The sequence below is a fragment of the Wolbachia endosymbiont (group A) of Cydia splendana genome, assembly GCF_947179475.1.
Lineage (GTDB): Bacteria > Pseudomonadota > Alphaproteobacteria > Rickettsiales > Anaplasmataceae > Wolbachia > Wolbachia pipientis.
Genome location: NZ_CAMXBP010000001.1, coordinates 191933 through 211145, shown reverse-complemented (window position 1 = coordinate 211145; position 19213 = coordinate 191933). Strand labels below are relative to the sequence as shown.

General features: G+C 33.8%; 20 protein-coding genes and 3 pseudogenes. 12 read left to right on the top strand and 11 right to left on the bottom strand.

The window, feature by feature from the left end; translation table 11 throughout:
* The first annotated feature begins 1 nt into the window (after position 1).
* Genes tatB through OM961_RS01020 form a run of 3 tightly spaced genes read left to right on the top strand, consistent with a single transcriptional unit; the run spans position 2 to position 1998 of the window.
* Entirely contained in the window at positions 2 to 298 is a 297-nt protein-coding gene (gene tatB, locus OM961_RS01030; protein WP_010082258.1) for a Sec-independent protein translocase subunit TatB, read from the top strand.
* Positions 270 to 1652 (top strand): PleD family two-component system response regulator, encoded by a 1383-nt coding sequence (locus OM961_RS01025; RefSeq protein ID WP_264339171.1) that lies wholly within the window; start codon positions 270 to 272, stop codon positions 1650 to 1652. Before tatB ends, OM961_RS01025 begins: the two co-directional genes overlap by 29 nt.
* Positions 1653 to 1704: 52 nt before the next feature.
* Positions 1705 to 1998 carry a hypothetical protein gene (locus OM961_RS01020; protein WP_264339170.1) on the top strand — a complete coding sequence of 98 codons (294 nt, stop codon included), beginning with the start codon at positions 1705 to 1707 and terminating at the stop codon, positions 1996 to 1998.
* A 42-nt stretch (positions 1999 to 2040) separates the two neighbouring features.
* On the opposite strand, the gene recO is transcribed toward OM961_RS01020, so the two are convergent.
* The 3 genes from recO to OM961_RS01005 all read right to left on the bottom strand — a co-directional run bounded on the left by recO (position 2041) and on the right by OM961_RS01005 (position 4001).
* On the bottom strand, positions 2041 to 2763 hold the full coding sequence (gene recO / locus OM961_RS01015) for a DNA repair protein RecO (protein WP_065094880.1): 723 nt from the start codon (positions 2761 to 2763) through the stop codon (positions 2041 to 2043).
* A 66-nt stretch (positions 2764 to 2829) separates the two neighbouring features.
* The gene (locus tag OM961_RS01010; protein WP_264339169.1) at positions 2830 to 2970 is read right to left on the bottom strand and encodes a hypothetical protein; all 141 of its coding nucleotides are present in this window, start codon (positions 2968 to 2970) and stop codon (positions 2830 to 2832) included.
* Positions 2970 to 4001: a PDDEXK nuclease domain-containing protein gene (locus OM961_RS01005; protein WP_264339168.1), complete on the bottom strand. Its 1032-nt coding sequence runs from the start codon at positions 3999 to 4001 to the stop codon at positions 2970 to 2972. Before OM961_RS01005 ends, OM961_RS01010 begins: the two co-directional genes overlap by 1 nt.
* 172 nt (positions 4002 to 4173) lie before the next feature.
* On the opposite strand from OM961_RS01005, the gene OM961_RS01000 reads away from it, so the two are divergent.
* Positions 4174 to 4794, top strand: a complete 621-nt coding sequence (locus OM961_RS01000) for a hypothetical protein (protein ID WP_264339167.1) — start codon at positions 4174 to 4176, stop codon at positions 4792 to 4794.
* A gap of 40 nt (positions 4795 to 4834) precedes the next feature.
* Here the strand turns inward: OM961_RS01000 and OM961_RS00995 are convergent, their stop codons facing one another.
* Complete coding sequence (locus OM961_RS00995) at positions 4835 to 4963, bottom strand: hypothetical protein (RefSeq protein WP_264339166.1); 129 nt, start codon at positions 4961 to 4963, stop codon at positions 4835 to 4837.
* A 41-nt stretch (positions 4964 to 5004) separates the two neighbouring features.
* On the opposite strand from OM961_RS00995, the pseudogene OM961_RS07505 reads away from it, so the two are divergent.
* From OM961_RS07505 to OM961_RS00965, 4 genes and pseudogenes are all read left to right on the top strand, one after another.
* A pseudogene (locus tag OM961_RS07505) lies at positions 5005 to 5945 on the top strand (IS5 family transposase).
* A gap of 694 nt (positions 5946 to 6639) precedes the next feature.
* Positions 6640 to 8388, top strand: a complete 1749-nt coding sequence (gene dnaG, locus OM961_RS00975) for a DNA primase (protein ID WP_264339165.1) — start codon at positions 6640 to 6642, stop codon at positions 8386 to 8388.
* A 237-nt stretch (positions 8389 to 8625) separates the two neighbouring features.
* Complete coding sequence (locus tag OM961_RS00970) at positions 8626 to 9708, top strand: Fic family protein (RefSeq protein WP_213863077.1); 1083 nt, start codon at positions 8626 to 8628, stop codon at positions 9706 to 9708.
* A gap of 201 nt (positions 9709 to 9909) precedes the next feature.
* A complete protein-coding gene (locus OM961_RS00965; RefSeq protein WP_264339164.1) occupies positions 9910 to 10992 on the top strand; it encodes an efflux RND transporter periplasmic adaptor subunit in 1083 nt (360 codons plus the stop codon).
* Positions 10993 to 11092: 100 nt separating this feature from the next.
* Here OM961_RS00965 and OM961_RS00960 read toward each other — a convergent pair whose 3' ends face one another.
* From OM961_RS00960 to OM961_RS00930, 6 genes and pseudogenes are all read right to left on the bottom strand, one after another.
* Entirely contained in the window at positions 11093 to 11257 is a 165-nt protein-coding gene (locus OM961_RS00960) for an IS3 family transposase (protein ID WP_264339163.1), read from the bottom strand.
* Positions 11250 to 11411 carry a DDE-type integrase/transposase/recombinase gene (locus OM961_RS00955; RefSeq protein WP_010082071.1) on the bottom strand — a complete coding sequence of 54 codons (162 nt, stop codon included), beginning with the start codon at positions 11409 to 11411 and terminating at the stop codon, positions 11250 to 11252. Before OM961_RS00955 ends, OM961_RS00960 begins: the two co-directional genes overlap by 8 nt.
* A 233-nt stretch (positions 11412 to 11644) precedes the next feature.
* Positions 11645 to 12352, bottom strand: a pseudogene (locus OM961_RS07500) (IS3 family transposase); the annotation flags it as partial.
* 79 nt (positions 12353 to 12431) lie between these two features.
* A complete protein-coding gene (locus OM961_RS00940) occupies positions 12432 to 12746 on the bottom strand; it encodes an FtsB family cell division protein (protein WP_010962526.1) in 315 nt (104 codons plus the stop codon).
* Between the two features lie 49 nt (positions 12747 to 12795).
* Positions 12796 to 12924, bottom strand: a complete 129-nt coding sequence (gene ykgO, locus OM961_RS00935) for a type B 50S ribosomal protein L36 (RefSeq protein WP_006279631.1) — start codon at positions 12922 to 12924, stop codon at positions 12796 to 12798.
* A gap of 49 nt (positions 12925 to 12973) precedes the next feature.
* On the bottom strand, positions 12974 to 13804 hold the full coding sequence (locus OM961_RS00930; protein WP_264339162.1) for a pyruvate, water dikinase regulatory protein: 831 nt from the start codon (positions 13802 to 13804) through the stop codon (positions 12974 to 12976).
* 135 nt (positions 13805 to 13939) lie between these two features.
* On the opposite strand from OM961_RS00930, the gene ccmC reads away from it, so the two are divergent.
* On the top strand, positions 13940 to 14650 hold the full coding sequence (gene ccmC, locus OM961_RS00925) for a heme ABC transporter permease CcmC (protein WP_264339161.1): 711 nt from the start codon (positions 13940 to 13942) through the stop codon (positions 14648 to 14650).
* Positions 14651 to 14658: 8 nt separating this feature from the next.
* Complete coding sequence (locus OM961_RS00920; RefSeq protein WP_083250453.1) at positions 14659 to 15075, top strand: GNAT family N-acetyltransferase; 417 nt, start codon at positions 14659 to 14661, stop codon at positions 15073 to 15075.
* A 51-nt stretch (positions 15076 to 15126) separates the two neighbouring features.
* Here OM961_RS00920 and OM961_RS00915 read toward each other — a convergent pair whose 3' ends face one another.
* The gene (locus tag OM961_RS00915; RefSeq protein WP_174515883.1) at positions 15127 to 16731 is read right to left on the bottom strand and encodes a hypothetical protein; all 1605 of its coding nucleotides are present in this window, start codon (positions 16729 to 16731) and stop codon (positions 15127 to 15129) included.
* A gap of 180 nt (positions 16732 to 16911) precedes the next feature.
* On the opposite strand from OM961_RS00915, the gene OM961_RS00910 reads away from it, so the two are divergent.
* Both OM961_RS00910 and OM961_RS00905 read left to right on the top strand, forming a co-directional pair.
* Positions 16912 to 18189, top strand: coding sequence for an adenylosuccinate synthase (locus OM961_RS00910; protein ID WP_264339160.1), 1278 nt, complete (start codon positions 16912 to 16914; stop codon positions 18187 to 18189).
* Between the two features lie 103 nt (positions 18190 to 18292).
* Positions 18293 to 19021: pseudogene (locus OM961_RS00905) on the top strand (IS5 family transposase).
* The last annotated feature ends 192 nt before the right edge of the window (positions 19022 to 19213 follow it).

The following is a 19213-nucleotide window of genomic DNA, read 5'->3' as shown; positions in this document are numbered from 1 at the left end:
AATGTTCAATATAGGTCTTTCAGAAATTTTAGTTGTAGCTTTAGTGAGCATAATTGTTCTTGATAAAAATAAGGTACCTGTATTTATTGATTTTATTAAGACTATATATAGGTATTTTACAATTGTAAGGTTAAAAGCCAGAAGGTTATTGAAGGATGCCGGAATTGAAGACTTATATAAAGAGTGTAATACTGAGAAAGTAAATTACATAGTTGGTAAAAATGGTAAGCTTTATCCTACTTACGATATAGATAATACATCTAAAGATAATGACAGCGAAGATTCTGGTAGTAGATGATGTACTATCTAATGTCAAGCTTTTAGAAGCTCGACTAAAAGCAGAGTACTATACGGTTATCGTAGCTCATGATGGTGAAGAAGCTATAGATTTAGTAGCAAAGCAGCAGCCTGATATTATATTACTTGATATCATGATGCCAAAGATGAATGGCTTTGAAGTTTGTAAGGAGCTAAAGAGTGATCCCTTGACAACCCATATTCCAATAATTATGGTAACTGCGCTGCATGATACTCATGATAGAGTGCAAGGTATTAATGCTGGCGCGGATGATTTTCTGACTAAACCAATAAACGAAACTGCTTTATCTGCACGAATTAAGTCTCTCACACGCTTAAAGATGATTATCGATGAATTGCGTTTGAGAGGAGAAACTAACGCTGAGATTGGTGGAGTCGCAGGAAACAGTATTATGGATTATTCCAATCAGATTTTTGATGCTAACATACTTGTTATAGATGAGGATGTTCATCAAGCAGAGCAGATATATAATATATTAAAGCAACGCTTTAGGTCAATTAAAATACTGAGTGATCCAATGGAAGCATTGAAGGTTGGTATTGAGAATGGTTACGACCTGATCATTTCTGATATGCAATTTTCAAAAACTGACGGCTTGCGTTTGTGTTCTGAGTTTCGTAGTAAGGTGGAAACACGTTATACACCAATTCTGATTCTTTCTGAGGATTATGATAAAAACAATTTAGTAAAAGCACTTGATGTAGGTGCTAATGATTATTTAACAGTACCTTTGGATGAGGGTGAGCTAATAGCAAGGGTTAATTCGCAAGTAAAACGCAAAAGATATCAAGATGCCTTGAGAATGAATTTATTTAATAATGCGGAAATGTCTATAAAGGACCCATTAACTAACTGTTATAATAGAAGATATTTTGATGCACACTTAAGAAACATTGTTAAGGACTCTGTGGAAAAGGATAGAAGGTTGTCTCTTATGATACTTGATATAGACTATTTTAAGATAGTGAATGACAGTTTTGGGCATAGTGCTGGAGATGAACTTTTAAAGCAAATACAGAAAAGAATTTCTGAAAATATCAGAGTGACAGATTTACTAGCTAGGTTTGGTGGTGAGGAGTTTGTTGTTGTAATGCCAGATACCAATGTATCAGATGCGTATACTATTGCGGAGAGAATACGAAAAATTATTGCTAAAGAACCTTTTGTACTTGCGGATAAAAATACAACCCATAATGTAACTGTGAGCATTGGAATTGCAGAAATGCAAGGATCTGACTTTGATGATATTAAAAAATTTATAGTACGTGCCGACAAATATTTATATAAAGCAAAAAACAGTGGTAGAAATAGAGTGGTTACTGGCTATAGCTAAAGTGGCTTAAGTTTACCGACAACCGTCATTCCGCTACTCGTTAGCGGAATCTATGCTGAGATACCGCGCACAACTGTACGAACGTTGTAGTTTGGGAGCAATTCCCACCAGTGGGATGTCATCCCAGTGCCCAGACACTGGGATCCAGCTTCTATGCAACTTAATTAAAAACGTTTGTTTTAGCGTAAGACAACTACCTTTAGCTCATCAGCTCAGTTATAAGCAAAATTTCTGGATTCCAGTGTCAAGCACTGGAATGACACCATTTGCTGTGCAATTTACCTTCAAAAATGAATGTTTGTACAGCTATGGAATGAATCGCGGTATGACGTGTTGCTTGGGTTAGCTATAGATTTCTGAAATGATTTCAAAAAAATGATAACTAAGATTAAAGCGACAACATGAGGTTTCTCAGCTCTGGAAATTTCACGTTTAACTGCAAAAATAGATACTTATTTAAAAAATATCCTGTGACTTTCAGTCCTAACTGAAATTCTTGGAATGAGTAGCTGTTTTGTAGGGTATTATTGTATACATCATGCAACATTTGTGGAAAAGGTAGGAGTTTATCTGCATAATAATCTCCTACTTTTTTTGACACTGCTCTACCAGTTTTTGGAGAAATAAATTGCAGATTTTCCTTAACACCTGTTACAGCGCATTTGGATAAGTCTAACTTGAATCCCAATTGCGTAAGAAGCAGAAGCTCTAAGTTAAGATAATGGCTTTGCCAAGACTGATTGTTGTGTTTAATTACATCGATGAAATATCGAAAATTGTCATACAGCATGGCACAGGGTTCACTTTCTGGAAGCACTTTTTCTAAAATAGAGGAGAAAGAAACAATAGTAATGCTTTTTAACCTATCTTGAAAGAAATGATGGAATGGAGATTCGATTAATTCGCACTTAAAAAAACCTAGATTTTCAGGTAACTTAGCACTCCATTCTGCATGTAATAGATTACTTATCTGAAACTTATAATTGCTATTGTTTGTTAGCTTAGTTAATCCCCTGCGCTTTCCATGATTTTTTGTAAACAGAGAAAGAATTAAGTTTTTATCGCCGTATTTTTTAGCAGCTATAATGATGCCTTCATCTTTCCATCTCATTTAGAGTGTATTGACCGTATGATATATAGGATAGTGCACCTAGAGCGTGTAATCCATAAAAATCACTTACTCCGTTACTGTTTGCTTCCAAAGTTTCAAGGCTATGAGAGAGTAAGTTATTGGCTGCCACTCTTCTTCCTGATCCTGATGCATTTCATACTGAGCTTTTGGTTTGCTAAATAATTGTTTGAATGATTTTAGTAACATTACTTTTCCTCGTCTGAAATTTTGGATAATTCAGCTTCTAATTCTTCTATCGTCGGTAAAGCTGTTTTTATGTTCTCTGGTAGATTTTCAGTTATTCGATATTCTGCTAGCCCTATTGGCTTGTTCATGTCTCGAAGTGTATATTGAGCAAGTACATCGTCTTTAGATTTACATAAGATTAACCCTATAGAAGGTTGATCTGTCGAGTGCTTCAGTAAATCATCAACTGCAGAAAGATAAAAATTCATTTTACCAGCATATTCCGGCTTAAAATCCTTATCTTTTAGTTCAATCACTACGAAGCAACGTAACTTTAAATGATAGAATAATAAATCAATATAAAAGTCTTTATTACCAACATCTAAATGAAATTGTCTACCAACAAATGCAAATCCTTCACCGAGTTCTAACAGAAATTTTTCCATATGCCCTACGAGTCCTTTTTCTACTTCTCTTTCATGAGCATCCTTACCTATACTTAAAAAATCAAAAATATACGGATCTTTTAATGTGTAATGTGCTAGATCGGATTGTGGAGATGGTAATTTTTCTTTAAAATTAGTTATTGCTTTTCCTTGACGTTTATGTAGTCCAAGTTCTATCTGCATCACCATAATGTTACGTGACCAGCCATGTTCAATAGCTTTTTTTACATAAAATAATCTTATTTCATGACTTTCTATTTTTTCCAAAAGAGTGATATTGTGATACCAAGTTAATTGTGCAAGAGGCTCCTGCACAAATTCAACATCAGGATATTCTTCGGCAAACTTACGCATATACTTCAGATTTCTCATGCTAAAGCCTTTCATTTCTGGAAATGTACTTCTCAAATCCTTACTTAATTGATCAATTACCTTAGCTCCCCAGCCGTGTTCTCTTTGCCGTTTTAAGATTTCTGTTCCAATATAATGGTAGAGCAAGATAAGCTTACTATTTACTGCAAGCGCTGCCTTATAACGGCTTGTTGCAATACGATCTTTCAACTGCTCTAAAAATTCTGTATATTCTTTTGCTATAATTCTTGTCATAGGATTCCTTTTAATCCATTATACAATTCCTTTGTCTGTCGAGAAGACAATCTTTCGCTTGCCTGCAACTTTGAAGGGATTCCTTATTTACTTCAAACTTGTCCATCAACTAAAATATATTGACTTTACGTGCAATATTAGCTTTAAACCAGTAAAACAAGCTGCTTAACATATGCGTTTTTTCTATTCTAATTATATTCTTTTTTTGTCTTTATGTTGTTTTTTGCTTTTTTCGTTATCTTCAACAAAAGCCCAAACGAATGATACGTTAGCTGTTCCTATACCACAAAGGAAAAAAGAAATAGTTGAGCACACTGTTGTAGCACAACCGAGGCAAATTATCGAAATGCAAGAAGAAGTCATTATTAACGAGGGTAAAGAATTCATTCCTGTTCCAAAAAGAAAAAAAAGTGTAGAGAAGAAACTAAGAAGGGATGTCAGAGAGGCAAAGAATGAAATAGGAAACGAAAAAAGCGTTGAGAGCAAAAAGGATGAATTAGTTGTAACAGAAATTATTAACTCTATAAGAGAAAAGCTCACAAAATGCTGGAGCATTCCTGAAAGCATAGCTTACAAAGAAAATTTTAATATAAAAATTAACTTATTGTTATCCAGTCAAGGCGAGATAATTATGGCGGATGTAGCAGACAGTGATTCCTATCGAAATAATCCACTTTTCAGGTCGATAGCAGATAATGCAATGCGTGCAGTATATAAATGTAGCCCATTGACCGGCTTGCCTACTCAGCACCACCACATTTGGCGTGAAGTAACACTAGATTTTATTCTATAGCTAAAGTAATTCTATAATTTAATAAGCCCACTGTATCCGTTCAGGATAGCAGCAAGGTAGTATAACCATAGAGTAAAAGTGAGTTTACAACAAATGGTGTCATCCCAGTGCTTGACACTGGGATGGCTTTGTTGCATAGCAACTGAAAAAATCTGGTGGCTACTGACAAAATTCATTATAAAATAGCCATTTAACCTTGAAAGAAAAAATATGCCACAAAAAATGAGGGTCAGTAACCATAGCGAATATAACAAATTTCTAGAAAAAAGAGGAAATATTTTTCATTATATCAACGAAGCCATAGAAAAGTGGTACGAGAATGGTCCAAAAATACCAGGTGGCAACAATATTTATAGCGATAAAGTTGTAATTTTGGTGCACATAATAACTTGTTTATTTAGAATAGGCCTGAGGCAAACAGTTGGGTTTATAGCAGGATACCTTGAGCAAATTGGGAAAAATTTGCAAGTTATCAGCTATTCACAATCATCAAGAAGGTTTAAGAAACTCAATATTAAGATCAATGATTGCAGAAAATAATATGGAAGATATCGAAATTGCTATAGACAGTACAGGAATTAGTATATACAACAACACTCCTGGTCATAGCAAAGAAAATAGCGAAGATAGAAAGTATCGCAGCTATGAACAGACAAGAAAATTGCATGTAATGTTGAATACAAACAGCAAAAAAGCCATAGCTGTAAAATACAGTAACGGCTGATCACTATGGAGCTTGTGATTTGCTAAAAGAAGTCGATTTTCAGTATGTCATAAAAGTACTATATGCAGATAGGGCATATGACAGAGAAAAGCTCTATAAGCTGTGTAATCAATATGGTATAAAAACGAAAATTCCTCCGAAAAACAACGCAGCAGAGCATCCAAAGTTAGACTATATGGCTGAGAGAAATGCTGCAATTAGACTAATAAAATCATGCAGCGAAGATGGAATGAAGAGGTGGAAAAGGCAAACAAACTACGGAAAAAGATCTTATATAGAAAGTTTTTTCTCGCGACTGAAACAAACATTCGGGTTTAGTTTTAGGAATAAATCTGAGACAAATAGAGAGAAGGAACTACTTGTTAAATGCTATTTGCTCAATAAGTTCACTGATATTGGTATGGCTAAATTTGAGATAGCTTCATAAATTTATTGTGCGTTACCTACTATCCGAAGAGCGATGCAACAAAGCCATTCCAGTGTCAAGCACTGGAATGACACCTTCTGTATAAATATTAAGAAATTTACCAAACGAAAAAAAAGGCAAAAGAAGCCCCGTGGTTGGCTAATTACTTACATTATACTTTCAAGTATGGCGTTTTTTTATTCTAAACACTTAATAACCGCGATTTAGCTGCTTTTAAGCCGCAACTAATCTAAATTATAAACGTTAAGAAATTTACTAAACAGAAAAAAAGGCAAAAGAAACCCTAGGGTAGCTAGTTATTCACTATCCATTTTTTAAGTTGGCGTTTTTTAATGTTTTAAATGCTTTATAAGCGTATTTCAGCTTGTGTAGGTCAAAACCCGGAAATTTGATAAAGACATAAGGTGCACATAGTGCAAAAAATTAAACATGAGACGCCAGATACGTTGAGTTTTTTTGTCATTTAATCTGTACAGAGAAGATAAATAAATAGCTTCAGTTTCATGATAAGGGCGCTGGCGAGGTTTGTCAAGGAAGTTTTTTGTTTCTGTGGGCTACCTGGATGACAGGATTGCTCTTGAATTTGTATAGCTACATTGTCGGTAAATCTAAATTGCTTTAGTTATAGAAATAAATTTCGAGTCAGATGTGTATAAATTCTATATAATTTTTATCCTACTACTAATTTAACAAGATGGATCATATAGATATTATAAAATCAAAATTATTATTATCCGACCTAGTAGGTAAAAAAGTCAGATTAATAAAAAGAGGAGATAGTTTTGTTGGGCTCTGTCCATTTCATAACGAAAAAACCCCATCTTTTTCGGTAAGTAATACTAAAGGATTGTATTACTGTTTTGGTTGCTTAGCTAATGGTGACGTATTTGAATTTATTTCACAAACTGAAGGATTAAGCTTTAAAGAAGCATTGGAAAGATTAGCATCGGTTACAGGTGTTGAACTGCCCAAAAGTCTTAGTATTACAAAAGAGGACAATAAACTATTTTTAGCGCTTGATTTAGCTGCAAATTGGTTTGCACAAAAAAATCAAAGTGTTGTAGATTATTTAAAGCAGCGTAAGATTTCACCTAAAATCATAGATAAATTTAAGATAGGTTATGCACCAAGCTCTGGTTTGAAAGAGTATTTAAACTCTTCAGGTATTGAAGACAAAATTTTAATTGATATTGGATTAGTAAACAAAAATTTTCATGATTATTTTTATGACCGGCTGATATTTCCTATACAGAGCATTGCAGGGAGAGTTATTGGTTTTGGCGGACGTGCGCTAAGTTCTGAGCAACAGCCGAAATATTTAAACAGTCCAGAGAGTCAGCTCTTCAAGAAGAGGGAGAATTTATACGGATTAAACTTTGCTTTAAGCGAAATACGTAAAAAACAGCACATACTCGTTGTTGAAGGATATATGGACGCTATAGCGCTACATCAAGCAGGAATTAGTAATGCAGTTGCTCCGCTTGGTACCGCAATTTCTGCAGAGCAGATAAAAAATCTATGGAGATTTGCTAAAGAAATCTCCATCTGTATGGATGGCGATAGTGCTGGACGTCATGCTGCTACTCGAGTTGCAGAACTTGCTCTGCCAATATTAGAGCCTGGATACACGTTAAAATTTGTGACTTTGCCGAGTAATAAAGATCCATACGATATATGTAACGAACTGGAATACAAGAAAGAAGACGTATTGATTGCGCTTGATCACTCAACAAAACTTCATTCTGAATATTTATGGCATCACATAATCGATAGCAATTTGCAAAATTATGAAAAACTTGCTCCGGAAAAATATTCAATTCTTGAGCACAAGTTCATGGAATATGTAAATACTATTAGCAACAGCAGTATTAGAAGGTATTACAGAGATTATTTTTACAATAAGGCTAGTGAACTAAGAAGTAGCTTCAAAAAACAGATTTTTAATAGTAAAACTAGAGCAACAAAAGGTGAGTATCTTCATAACAAATCTCCAGAGCTAATTGAAGCAGAGCAAAATCAGGCCGTAATTTTGCGTATAGCCGTAGAATTTCCTGAAATCTTGAACCGTCCTATATTTTTTGAGCAATTTTCTCATTTTGAATTTACTAATGAGATGAAAAGATTACAACAGCGTATAATTGATGTAATAAGTAACAAAAGCAAACTCGATAAAGAGGCTTTGTTACAAGAATTGAAACAGTTTAACGTTATAAAGTATGTATTTGAAAAAACTAGTGTACTAAATAGCCAACTGAACGAGAGAAAATCTGCAGAAATTGTGTGGAATAATATAGTGTTACTAAAAGAGTTAAATGCATTACGAAAAGAAAGAACCGAAGCGAGGCTGAGCGGTAATCTTGACTTAGAGAAAAGGTTGATAGAACAAATAAAGCAAATAGAAAGCAGTATACAAGAAATGCAAATGGAGTTTATTGAAAAGTAGATATCGTCTCGTTAGTCAACAAGAAAATTACAAAATAAGACAATATTTTACATAAGATTGAAATTTTTAACTAATTAAGCCTTCCTCTAACAGCTTTGCCCTGTAGTTTTTGATATGGTTAGGATCACTTGAAAATGTATAATTTTTGTAGTTAGCTCTGCTGTGCATATAAAGTTTACTATTGACTTTTATCACATTATCTCACATTATCTCACATAATATGCATGTGAGAAGAATATGAACTGGAAGAATTTTCGTCTTAGTACGCGTCTCAACCTAGAAGGGCCTGTAATTGAGCAAGTGTACGAGTTAATTACTGCAGTTGATAGTGTTAAAAATAGCTGGCAGATAACGAAAAAACTACTACCACAAACAATTGAAAGATTAACTCATTCAGTTATTGTTACATCTTCTGGCGCTTCTAACCGTATTGAAGGAAATCGTCTAACCGATAAAGAAGTTGAGGATCTATATAAAAACCTACGTGTCAAAAAATTTAAAAATAGAGATGAGCAAGAAATTGCTGGCTACTTAGAAATGCTTAAACTAATATTTCATGATTATACGGATATTCCAATTAGTGAGTCATCAATATTGCACATTAACAACCAGATGCTACTTTATAGTGAAAAAGATTTGTATCATAGAGGAAAATACAAAGCAAGTTCTAATAGAGTTGAGGCAAAAGATCAGAATGGAAAAGTTGTTGGTATAATTTTTGATCCCACACCACCTTACCTTGTTAGAAAGGAAGTACAAGAGCTTATTGATTGGTATCACTGGTCCTTAAATAATAAATTTAAGCATCCTCTTATTATTGTTGCTAACTTTGTTTTTGAGTATTTGGCAATACACCCTTTTCAAGATGGAAATGGCAGAACTAGTAGATTGATAACTAATTTAATGCTGTTGCAGCAGGGTTATGATTTTGTATCTATTGTATCACATGAAAAGATAATTGAAACTAACAAACTTGATTACTATTTAGCGCTTAATAAAACACAAAGTAGCTGGAAAAGTGGCAAAGAAGATATTTCCCCATGGTTAATATTTTTTCTTAATGTGCTCAAAACGCAAGCAAATGAGGCGCATTATATTCTTGAGAGGGAGAATACTGAATATTTATTATCAAGAAAACAATTATTCTTCTGGGAGTGGGCACTTAGCCTTGCAGATAAAGAATTTAGTAGAAAAGATGCTATAGAAGCTCTAGGATTTCCTCCAAGAACAGTAGAGGCAATTACAAAGAAACTGCTAGGGATGAAATACTTACAGCGTCTTGGAGAAGGCAAAGCCACTAGATATAAAGTTATTATTTAAAAGTTTTAGTATGTTTTTCGAGATTTTTTTAAATCCAGTCTTATGCACAACTTTGTTTGCAATTTTATTCGATTAAAAATTGCATTTTAGCAATAAAAAACTTACTTATTATAGGAAAATCTTGTGTTTGTTCTCATATAAAACTATTTATGGAGTGACAATGGTACATGTATTATACTTACATTTCTGATTCGAAAATTTATGCAGTTGTTTCTAACAAGATTGGTCAACAAATTCTATTGTTTAAAGATGAGAAATAAAGTAATCATCATTTCCAGTATTGCTTTTATTCTACTGTTTTTTATCAGCAGTGCATTTTTAAAAAAAGATCAGGCGGTTCATAGCGATAATGCAACTAGTAGCTTTTCAGTAAAAACTCAAGAACGTGCGCCGCAAAACCGCACTATATATTTAAATTTTTCTGGTACAGTAAATCCCTTACATAGAGCTAGCCTTGTCTCAAAAATAAGTGGTAAGATTATTGCTATTTATTTACCTGATGGTGAAAAGGTAAAAAGAGATGATGTAGTGTTAAAGATAGAAGATTATGACAGGATTGAGCAAGCTCAGAAAGCCAAAGCTTTATTAAAGCAGCGTGAAATTGAGTATGATTCCTCTCACAAACTGAATAAAAAAGGCTATGGGGCACAAATACAAGTAGAAGCAGCTTTTACTGCGTTACAAAGTGCAAAAGCTGACCTAAAAAGGCTAGAATTGGATTTAGAAAATACTGCAGTCACATCTCCTATAGATGGTTATATTGATAAAATCAATGCAAACGAAGGGGATTTTGTTAATGCTGGGCAAAAAATAGCTGACGTGGTTAATTTCGATCAAATTCTTGTAGTGTTATACGTTTCGGAAAATGAAGTAAATAAAATAGAGCTAGGCAGCACAGCTCAAATTAATTTGCTGGACGGAAAAGAATTGGCAGGTGAAGTAAGTTTTATTAGTAAAATTGCTGAGCCTAAAACTGGGTCTTATAGGGTAGAAGTAAAGGTAACTAATAATAAAATGATATCCTTGCAGGGACTAACTGCCAACGTAAGGCTACCTTCAGGCGAAAGATTTGCATATAAAGTTTCTTCTTCAGCCCTGAGCTTAAGTGACGAAGGTGCTCTTGGAATAAAGATTGTTGATGATAATAATTATGTAGTATTTGCACCAATAGAAATTGTTGATCATGAGAGCGATGGGGTTTGGATAGTAGCAAATAACGAAGGTAAACCCATAAAGTTAATAGTATTGGGCCACCTATTTGTTAAGCCTGGTGATAAGGTTTAAGACATAAGATCCTTTGACCTTACCCAGAAAAAGTGGAGAGAAAGTTTGGAATGTTTTTCACAAAGAGAATGATGAATCAAAGTGCTCAGGAATGCAATAGTTAATAGTAACGTTGTTTGTTATAAAAAATTTCTATATATTCAAATATAGCAGTTTTGATATGCTGTTTAGAGTGCCGAGAGGTGTCTATTGGTAACTCCCTTTTTAGAGAACTGAAGAAGCTTTCCACAACAGAATTGTCGTAACAACAGCCTTTATTACTCATCTATATTCTTTACAGCTAAGAGATATTGATACCCTTGCGCAGTATATTGTGAACCTTGGTCACTGTGCAGCAGTAGATTTTTAACAGGTTTACGCCTATTAATGGCCATTAATAAAGAGTTCATAACCAATTGTTTATTTATTGCACTACTCATTAACTACCTTACTATTACCCACAAATATAAATGTTTGTTGCATAGCTCTTAATGGCATAACTTTTGCTTGAAATAACTGTTTATATGGTGCAATTTACAGCTTTTAGTTGCTAAAATTATAACTCTTAGTTTAATAATTTTAATCTAATAAGCTTTCAGGTTAATAAAATTAAATTATTTGAGTAAATACAATACTATGTTTTTATTTGTGGGTAATAGTAAGATTAACTACCATACGTGAGAATTATTGCTGCCAAATATAGCCATCCCTCCTTGGTTTTGATGTAAGTAATCCCATACTTTATTTGGTTGATCAACAATAAAGTTTTGATCTAATATATTGGGAGCTACAGCTCTATTATCTGTTTGTTGTTTTTTAATTTTAAACTTTCTTCTCAGTATAGCCCTGATGTCATTTTTCTGCATAATACTTTGCACCGTTTTCAAATTGCAACTTTTACCCAAAGCCTTCAATTCAGCATGAATTTTAGGAGCTCCATATCTACATTTAGAAACTTGATATATTTTTTGAATAGCTTCGAGTAGCTCTTTATTTGCTGATTCTCTACTGCTTATTTTTCTTGTGGTCCACTTATAGTAGCCACTAGCAGAAAATCCTACATAATTCCTGTACTTTATAGCAGTTACTATATAAAAAAATATTTTACTCTTTTTGACTGGCCAGGGCTTTTTTTTAAATGTCTCTTTCCCTTGTTACTCTTGCTTTGTAAATCAAACCTCTCTTTGTCATAAGGTGCTACATCTGGAAATGCATTTGCCGCTGACTTTTTTTCGTTATATTTCTTCATCCATTTTCCTAATACACTATCCCTTATTCCTAGATCTCTTGCTACTTTTGCAACTGGTTGACCTACCTTTCTTTGTTCATTTGCCAGCTTAACAGCTTCCAATTTGAATTCTGCCGTATATTCTCTTACCATTTCTAATCCTCCAAAATTTTATTTTACCCAAAAAAACTCTTTTCTTTCTCTCCACTTTTTCTGGGTAAGGTCACTACTGCTATTCCACGTCAAGAACAACCATAAGTTCATTAGGGTTCACATAACCTAAAGCATTTTTTGCTTGCTCATCAAGCAGATCTAAATCTAAGCTTTTTTCATATAAGCCAAATACTTTGTTGTCCAACTTTTCCTTTTCAGAAGAGACATCCTTTAGCAAAAGTTTATTGTACTCGATTTCTTTTTTTAAATCGATTAACGTCAATAAGCCACGTTTACCTGTAATTGTGCTAATGCTGAAATATAATGTAAGGGAAGAAATGAGTAAGGCTGCGCTTAAACACAGTAACTTTTGCTTCTTTTTAGATATAAGCACCGTACTTTCACATATAAAAAATATATAACATGAAAAGGTGAACAAAAAGCTAAGAACCTTGACGCGCTTTACACCTTGGCTTTACCTTATTTATAATGTAAATCTTACCACCCCTTTTCACAACTTTACAATTTTTATCTCTGTTACGATGAGATTTTAGCGACCCTTTGACTTTCATATCTATAGTAAGAATTAAATTACTTTACATTATAATCACTTATCAAGAGTTAGTCAATTGATAACATTTTATTAAAATATTGTATAATTGTTGCTGATACTTCTTCGATCGACTTTTGCGTGACATCGATAATTGGCCAGTTATTCTGTTTAAAGAGCTCCTCTGCTTCTTTAATTTCCTTTTCTACTTTCTCAGGGTTAGCATATATATTATTATCTTCGTTGTTAATTGAAGTAAGTCTATTTTTGCGTATTTCTATTAGCCTACTTACGTCTATTGTTACCCCTATCGTTAGTTTATTTTTTAATTTTGCCAAGTCGACATAAAAGGGTACCCCACTAACAAAAGGAATATTTGCAACCTTATAGCCTCGGTAAGCTAAATACGTACTGGTGGGAGATTTTGATGTACGTGAAACTCCAACCAAAATTATATCTGCTTTATCAATATCTTGAATATTTTGTCCATCATCATGATTAATAGTGTAGTTTATTGCCTCAATGCGATGAAAATATTCGTTATTTATCTCAGTATGCAAGTCAAGCTTTTCGTCTTTTTCAATTTCAAGATAAGACGAAATTTCTCTAATAATATGTGATAATATTGCTCTATAGGGAATTTTCAACTTTATACAGTTATCTTTTAGATATTTTCTTAGCTCATCATCAGTAATAGTGCATATAACAAAATTATGCTCATCACTTTTCCTATTAATTTCCTCCAGAATTTTGTCAATCTGCTCTTCTCCTTTTACAAAAGACCAAACATATTCGATCGTTTCTACAGAACGAAAGTGTTTCAGAGCTGATTTTGCAACTGATATAACAGTTTCACCACTTGAATCTGATACTAAGTGTAGATTAAGCTTTTTAAGGGTCATATACTAAAAATAATAGCTAGCAATCTGCTACTGAAATTATGCTAATTTGTTGACCTACGTAAATATAGAAAAACTATCCTGTTGATAAAACTCAAACTAATTGGTAAATTCTTAACACAATTATTCTCAAAACGAATGTTTTTATTAAAGCCTACAAATTTCTCTTATTTTTCTAAGAAAGCTCTACCTTGGCTTGGGGTTATTTGTTTCGCATGTTTTTTAATTGGAATGTCTTTGGCGTTATTCTTCTCTCCAGAAGATTATAAACAAGGAGAAATTGTACGAATCATGTACATTCATGTGCCTTCTGCATGGCTTGCTCTTGGAATATATGGATTAATTGCATCACTTGGTTTCATTTCATTGGTATGGAACAATAGCATTGCTAGTGTCTTGGCACATGCTGCTGCTCCTGCAGGGACAGTCTTTTCGGCAATATGCTTAATCACAGGCAGCATCTGGGGAAAAGGAACCTGGGGCACTTGGTGGGTATGGGATGCAAGGCTTACTTCAATGCTGATTTTATTTTTCCTATATGTTGGCTACCTTTCATTGTGGAGCGCTTTTGATAATGAAGCGAGGGCAGAAAAATCAGCAGCAGTATTTGCCATCTTTAGTGCTATAAATATTCCTATAGTAAAATTTTCCGTGAATTTATCGTCCACTCTCCATCAGCCAGCAAGCATTTTGAGAAAAGGTGGAATAGCAATAGAAAGTTCCCTGCTGTTGCCACTGGTTGCAATGTTTATGTTTTGTGCCACATTTTTTTTAGTAGTGTGGATACTGTATTCACTTTACTTAATTAATTTATATAAGATAAAGAGAGAAATCAGTATGCGGTATTAGGCCGAGAGATGAAAATAGAACACACCACATCACCAAGTAGCAAAGACATTGAATTCCTACTCAAAAAGATTAATGAAGAAACCGTTGATAAAGGTACGTGTAACCCATTTGCTTTTTTTATTCGCGATGATACTGAACAAATTATTGTAGGTTGTAGCGGTTTTGTTATCTATGGTTCAATTTACACTGACTTGCTTTGGGTGCACTCTGATTATAGAAGAAAAGGTATGGGAAAGCAGCTAATGGAAGAAGTTCATGATTATGGTCGTGAGATGCACTGTAAAATAGCAACCGTTGCAACCATGAATTTTCAAAAAGCGAAAGTATTTTATGAAAAGCTTGGGTATAAGTGTGATCTTGTACGTCCAGGGTATGTTAACATGTATATTTTTGAAGAAAGTGTTGTGAGATGCACTGTAAAATAGCAACCGTTGTAACCATGAACTCTAAAATATTTAAAGAGCCTACTAATATCTTTAAGGTAAATGTTCATGTGATTCCGCAGAATAATTCTGTTTTTTGATTCTATCTGTCCATTTATCATTTTCTATATCTTGTTTGTTGGTTGCTTTTTTTTCTTGCTCAACAATTGCCTTATCTATCTCCTTATGAATTGCATCAATTGCATTAATCGCACCTCCTTTTTTGTATACTTCGCTTTTCCCTTCAATAATTAACTTAATAAAAGTATTTACAACAGACTGCACTTGATTATGATTAACCTGACCTTTTGTCAAAGAAGGTAAAGAGCCTAATTCCATCAATACTTCTGGTGCTGTTTTATCTTGAGTGGAAAGTCCTAAATTATCTGCTACTTTACTTATTAATAACTCTCTGTGTTCTTTATTATCTTCCAATTTAGCATAATCACTCAATAGATCTATAACGGTAGATACTCTGACTTCAACAACATCATCAACATCTTCATCTTCTAGAGCAACTCCTGACCCCAATAACCTCTCTCTGAGATTTTCGCTTAAAAGATTGATAAATTCTTCATTTGCATCTGATCCTGTGGTTGATATTGTACCATCTAAATAGTTACTTTGAGCACCGAAGCCATGCTCTATTTGTATTTTTGTCTCAGGTTTAAATCCTAATTTTGCACAGAATTTCTGAAAATATTCTTTAATAATGTCAAACAAGCTCTTGCCATTATCTTTATAATTTTTTAACTCTTTAGGAATAGTAAGTGACAATTTACCATCTCTGTATGTTACAAAGTCTTCACCATTGTGAGATTCAATTGTAAATTCCAATGAACTAGACAGATTACATATCTTATCGCCATGCATAACTTGATTTTTAACAGAGAGTATTGGTAGCCTCATATCAGATCTAATTCTCACATTATTTTGGTTAGCACAATCAATGTTTATTACTTTTTTAGGATTTTCTACTATGAACGACTGTCCAAGTGCAAGTTGGGTTTGTATAAATGGAGCAGCCTCATACCCTGCTTGATTACAATTGGTAACTAGCTCTTCTAAAATAGCATCACTTGGAACTTCTGCCCCAGCGTATCTGAACATTTTTTTGAAAACTTCTTTTGCAAAGGAACGGTAATCCTTGTTTTCATCTTTCTCTGTTGGTAATAGATGGATATACCTTTGGCCAGCATTGTAAAATTCTTCAAATTCTTTCTTATATGAATCGGTTTTTTGATGATTAGCAGTTTTGGAATTTTCACAGTGATTTTTCCATAGCTCACCCAATGCATTACTTACAAGCTCTTTCTCAATATCTTCGAGTACTGAAGCAACAAAAGCTTTGCCATGATCCGTATCTATTTCTCTTGTTCCTTTTTTGTTAAATATTTCGTCATTATATATATCATCACTATTAAAAAGTTCGCTTTTGCGGTGCTTAGCTCCTTCCTTAAATGCAATAATAAGATTTTTATCTATTTCTTTTCCGTTAATAATAAAATTCATCCTTTGAAAATCTAAGAACATTGTTTCACCGGAATTCGCTAATTTATTATCTTGATCTGCTCTTAATTTACTAAAATTGAACTCTTTAGCTGTGGCCTTTAATCTAACTACTGGACTCTTATTATTTTTTCCTTTTGTCTCTTTCATAAATAACACCTTACTGTAAATATGCTGTAAGTTATATCATATAATGATGAATAATTTTGTAATATATTAAGAAAATCGACAGTATATTTCTTTATTTAAGGGGTGTAGGAAAGGCGTAGATTTCTCTTTCCATTTGTAGCGTACTGCATTAATATTTATGTATTAATCTAGAAAATAATGATGAATAACATTGTAATTGTTGGTCTGCAATGGGGTGACGAAGGCAAGGGTAAAATAGTAGATTATCTTTCTGAGAATGCAGATGTAGTTGTGAGATTTCAGGGAGGAAATAATGCAGGGCACACTATAGTAGTAGATGATGAGGTTTATAAATTAAATTTACTGCCCTCTGCTGTTTTGAGGCCAGGCAAAATATCTATCATAGGAAATGGCGTTGCTCTTGATCCACACGCTCTAATCTCAGAAATAGAGTCATTGAAAGTTAAAGGAGTAGACGTAAACTATAACAACTTGATGGTATCCGAGAGCTGTCCATTAATACTTAGCATACATAAGGACAAGGAAAAGCTATTTGAAGATTTAAATGGAAATCACAAAATTGGTACAACAAACAAAGGGATAGGGCCATGTTATGAAGATAAAGTTGGAAGGAGAGCTATACGCCTTTGTGACTTAGAAAACGCAGATGAGCTCAATAAAAGAGTGGATACTCTTTTGAATTACCACAATGCTATCAGGAAAGGCCTTAACTACCAGGTGGTTAAAAAAGAAGAAATATTAAAGGAAATTCAAGAGATTTCAGAAAAAATTCTTTCATATAAAAAACCTGTGTGGAAGATATTAAATGACTTGATGAAAGAAGGTAAGAAAATAATATTTGAAGGTGCCCAAGGCGCATTTTTAGATATCGACCACGGAACTTACCCTTTTGTTACTTCAAGTAATACTGTAGCATCGCAAGCAATAACAGGCTCAGGGTTATCCTCCAATGCTTACATTATTGGTGTGGTAAAAGCTTATACAACAAGAGTGGGCAATGGCCCATTTCCTACTGAGCAGAAAAATGAAGTAGGAGATAGCTTGTTTACTATAGGTAAGGAACTTGGAACAGTGAGCAATAGAAGAAGGCGTTGCGGATGGTTCGATGCAGTTTTAGTGCGCCAGGCCGTACAACTCTCTGGAGTTTCAAGCATTGTATTAACCAAATTAGATGTGCTTAATTCTTTTGATACAATTAAAATATGCACTGGTTACAAGTATAGCGGAAAAATATATGATTATTTACCCGCATCGCATTCAATACAAGGGGAATTAGAGCCAATATATGAAGAGTTTCCTGGCTGGAAAGAAAACACTCAAGGTAAAAGGTCGATTGAAACATTGCCTATCAATTTAATAAAATATATAGAAGGGTTAGAAAAATTAATAGGTGTACCAATTCATCTAATCTCAACTAGTCCAAAGAGAGAGGATGTTATTAAGCTTAAAGATTTCTGAAAACGTCTTTGTATCTTAGAGCCTGTACGTAATCTCAAAAAAGAGATAAAGTGAGAGGATAAAGTATATAAAGTAGGATATGCGAAGTTTATAACCAAGTGACATAAGTCGAGAAAAGTTTGAGATTATTGTAGCAGATCTGGAATCTTGCAGAAAGAAGACAAAACCAAGAACACTTGATTTACATGATATATTTTGTGGAGTGTTATACGTGTTAAAAAGTGGTTGCTAGTGGAGAATGGTATCAAAAGAGTTCCCAAAATGGCGCAATTGTTACGACTATTTTAAGAAGTGGAGTGAAAAACCAGATGTAAATAAAGAAAGTGTTCTGGAGCTGGTATTAAAAAAAAATAATTGCGACAAAACAATGGTCGGAAAAGCTTCTGCATAATTGATGCACAGAGTATAAAAAATGCAGATACTGCTGAAGCTATGATGCAGGCAAGAAGATTTCAGGGCCGTATTGCAGTAGATACGCAAGCATGCAATTTATACAACAACAGCAGAGATAACTGACCGTAGCAGTGCTGTGAGAATGGTCGAAAATGCAAAAGAAAACCTCTCGGAAGTTAAAAATGTACTGGTTGATGCAGGCTATACTGGAGAGAATTTTGTAACTCAAATAAAAACGATTATTGGTGCAACCGTTGAAGTGATCAAAAGAAATGAATTACGTTCCTTTGTTGTATTGCCCAAAAGATGGGTTGTGGAGCGATCTTTTGCTTGGTTAGAAAAATGTAGAAGATTGTGGAAAAATTGTGAGCGAAAACTCAATACTAGCCTACAAATGGTAGTTCTGGCTTTCACTGCCTTACTTCTGAAAAAATTATGAACAGGCTCTTACTAACTCTTATCTAATAAAAAAAATACTTGTGTAACTTCGAATAGTCTATTATGCAAGACAGCAGTATAAACATGTAGTAAGAAATGTATAATGAAAAATAAAAGCTCAAGTTTAACACTTGCAGTTATTTTCACACAATTAAGTAATCATAAAAGTTAGTGTAGGGCGAGGTTATACAGT

Coding starts and splice junctions, on each gene's coding strand:
- tatB (WP_010082258.1), top strand. CDS start 2: ATGTTCAATATAGGTCTTTCAGAAATTTTAGTTGTAGCTTTAGTGAGC.
- OM961_RS01025 (WP_264339171.1), top strand. CDS start 270: ATGACAGCGAAGATTCTGGTAGTAGATGATGTACTATCTAATGTCAAG.
- OM961_RS01020 (WP_264339170.1), top strand. CDS start 1,705: ATGCTGAGATACCGCGCACAACTGTACGAACGTTGTAGTTTGGGAGCA.
- recO (WP_065094880.1), bottom strand. CDS start 2,763: ATGAGATGGAAAGATGAAGGCATCATTATAGCTGCTAAAAAATACGGC.
- OM961_RS01010 (WP_264339169.1), bottom strand. CDS start 2,970: ATGTTACTAAAATCATTCAAACAATTATTTAGCAAACCAAAAGCTCAG.
- OM961_RS01005 (WP_264339168.1), bottom strand. CDS start 4,001: ATGACAAGAATTATAGCAAAAGAATATACAGAATTTTTAGAGCAGTTG.
- OM961_RS01000 (WP_264339167.1), top strand. CDS start 4,174: ATGCGTTTTTTCTATTCTAATTATATTCTTTTTTTGTCTTTATGTTGT.
- dnaG (WP_264339165.1), top strand. CDS start 6,640: ATGGATCATATAGATATTATAAAATCAAAATTATTATTATCCGACCTA.
- OM961_RS00970 (WP_213863077.1), top strand. CDS start 8,626: ATGAACTGGAAGAATTTTCGTCTTAGTACGCGTCTCAACCTAGAAGGG.
- OM961_RS00965 (WP_264339164.1), top strand. CDS start 9,910: ATGCAGTTGTTTCTAACAAGATTGGTCAACAAATTCTATTGTTTAAAG.
- OM961_RS00960 (WP_264339163.1), bottom strand. CDS start 11,257: ATGAGTAATAAAGGCTGTTGTTACGACAATTCTGTTGTGGAAAGCTTC.
- OM961_RS00955 (WP_010082071.1), bottom strand. CDS start 11,411: ATGAGTAGTGCAATAAATAAACAATTGGTTATGAACTCTTTATTAATG.
- ykgO (WP_006279631.1), bottom strand. CDS start 12,924: ATGAAAGTCAAAGGGTCGCTAAAATCTCATCGTAACAGAGATAAAAAT.
- OM961_RS00930 (WP_264339162.1), bottom strand. CDS start 13,804: ATGACCCTTAAAAAGCTTAATCTACACTTAGTATCAGATTCAAGTGGT.
- ccmC (WP_264339161.1), top strand. CDS start 13,940: ATGTTTTTATTAAAGCCTACAAATTTCTCTTATTTTTCTAAGAAAGCT.
- OM961_RS00920 (WP_083250453.1), top strand. CDS start 14,659: ATGAAAATAGAACACACCACATCACCAAGTAGCAAAGACATTGAATTC.
- OM961_RS00915 (WP_174515883.1), bottom strand. CDS start 16,731: ATGAAAGAGACAAAAGGAAAAAATAATAAGAGTCCAGTAGTTAGATTA.
- OM961_RS00910 (WP_264339160.1), top strand. CDS start 16,912: ATGAATAACATTGTAATTGTTGGTCTGCAATGGGGTGACGAAGGCAAG.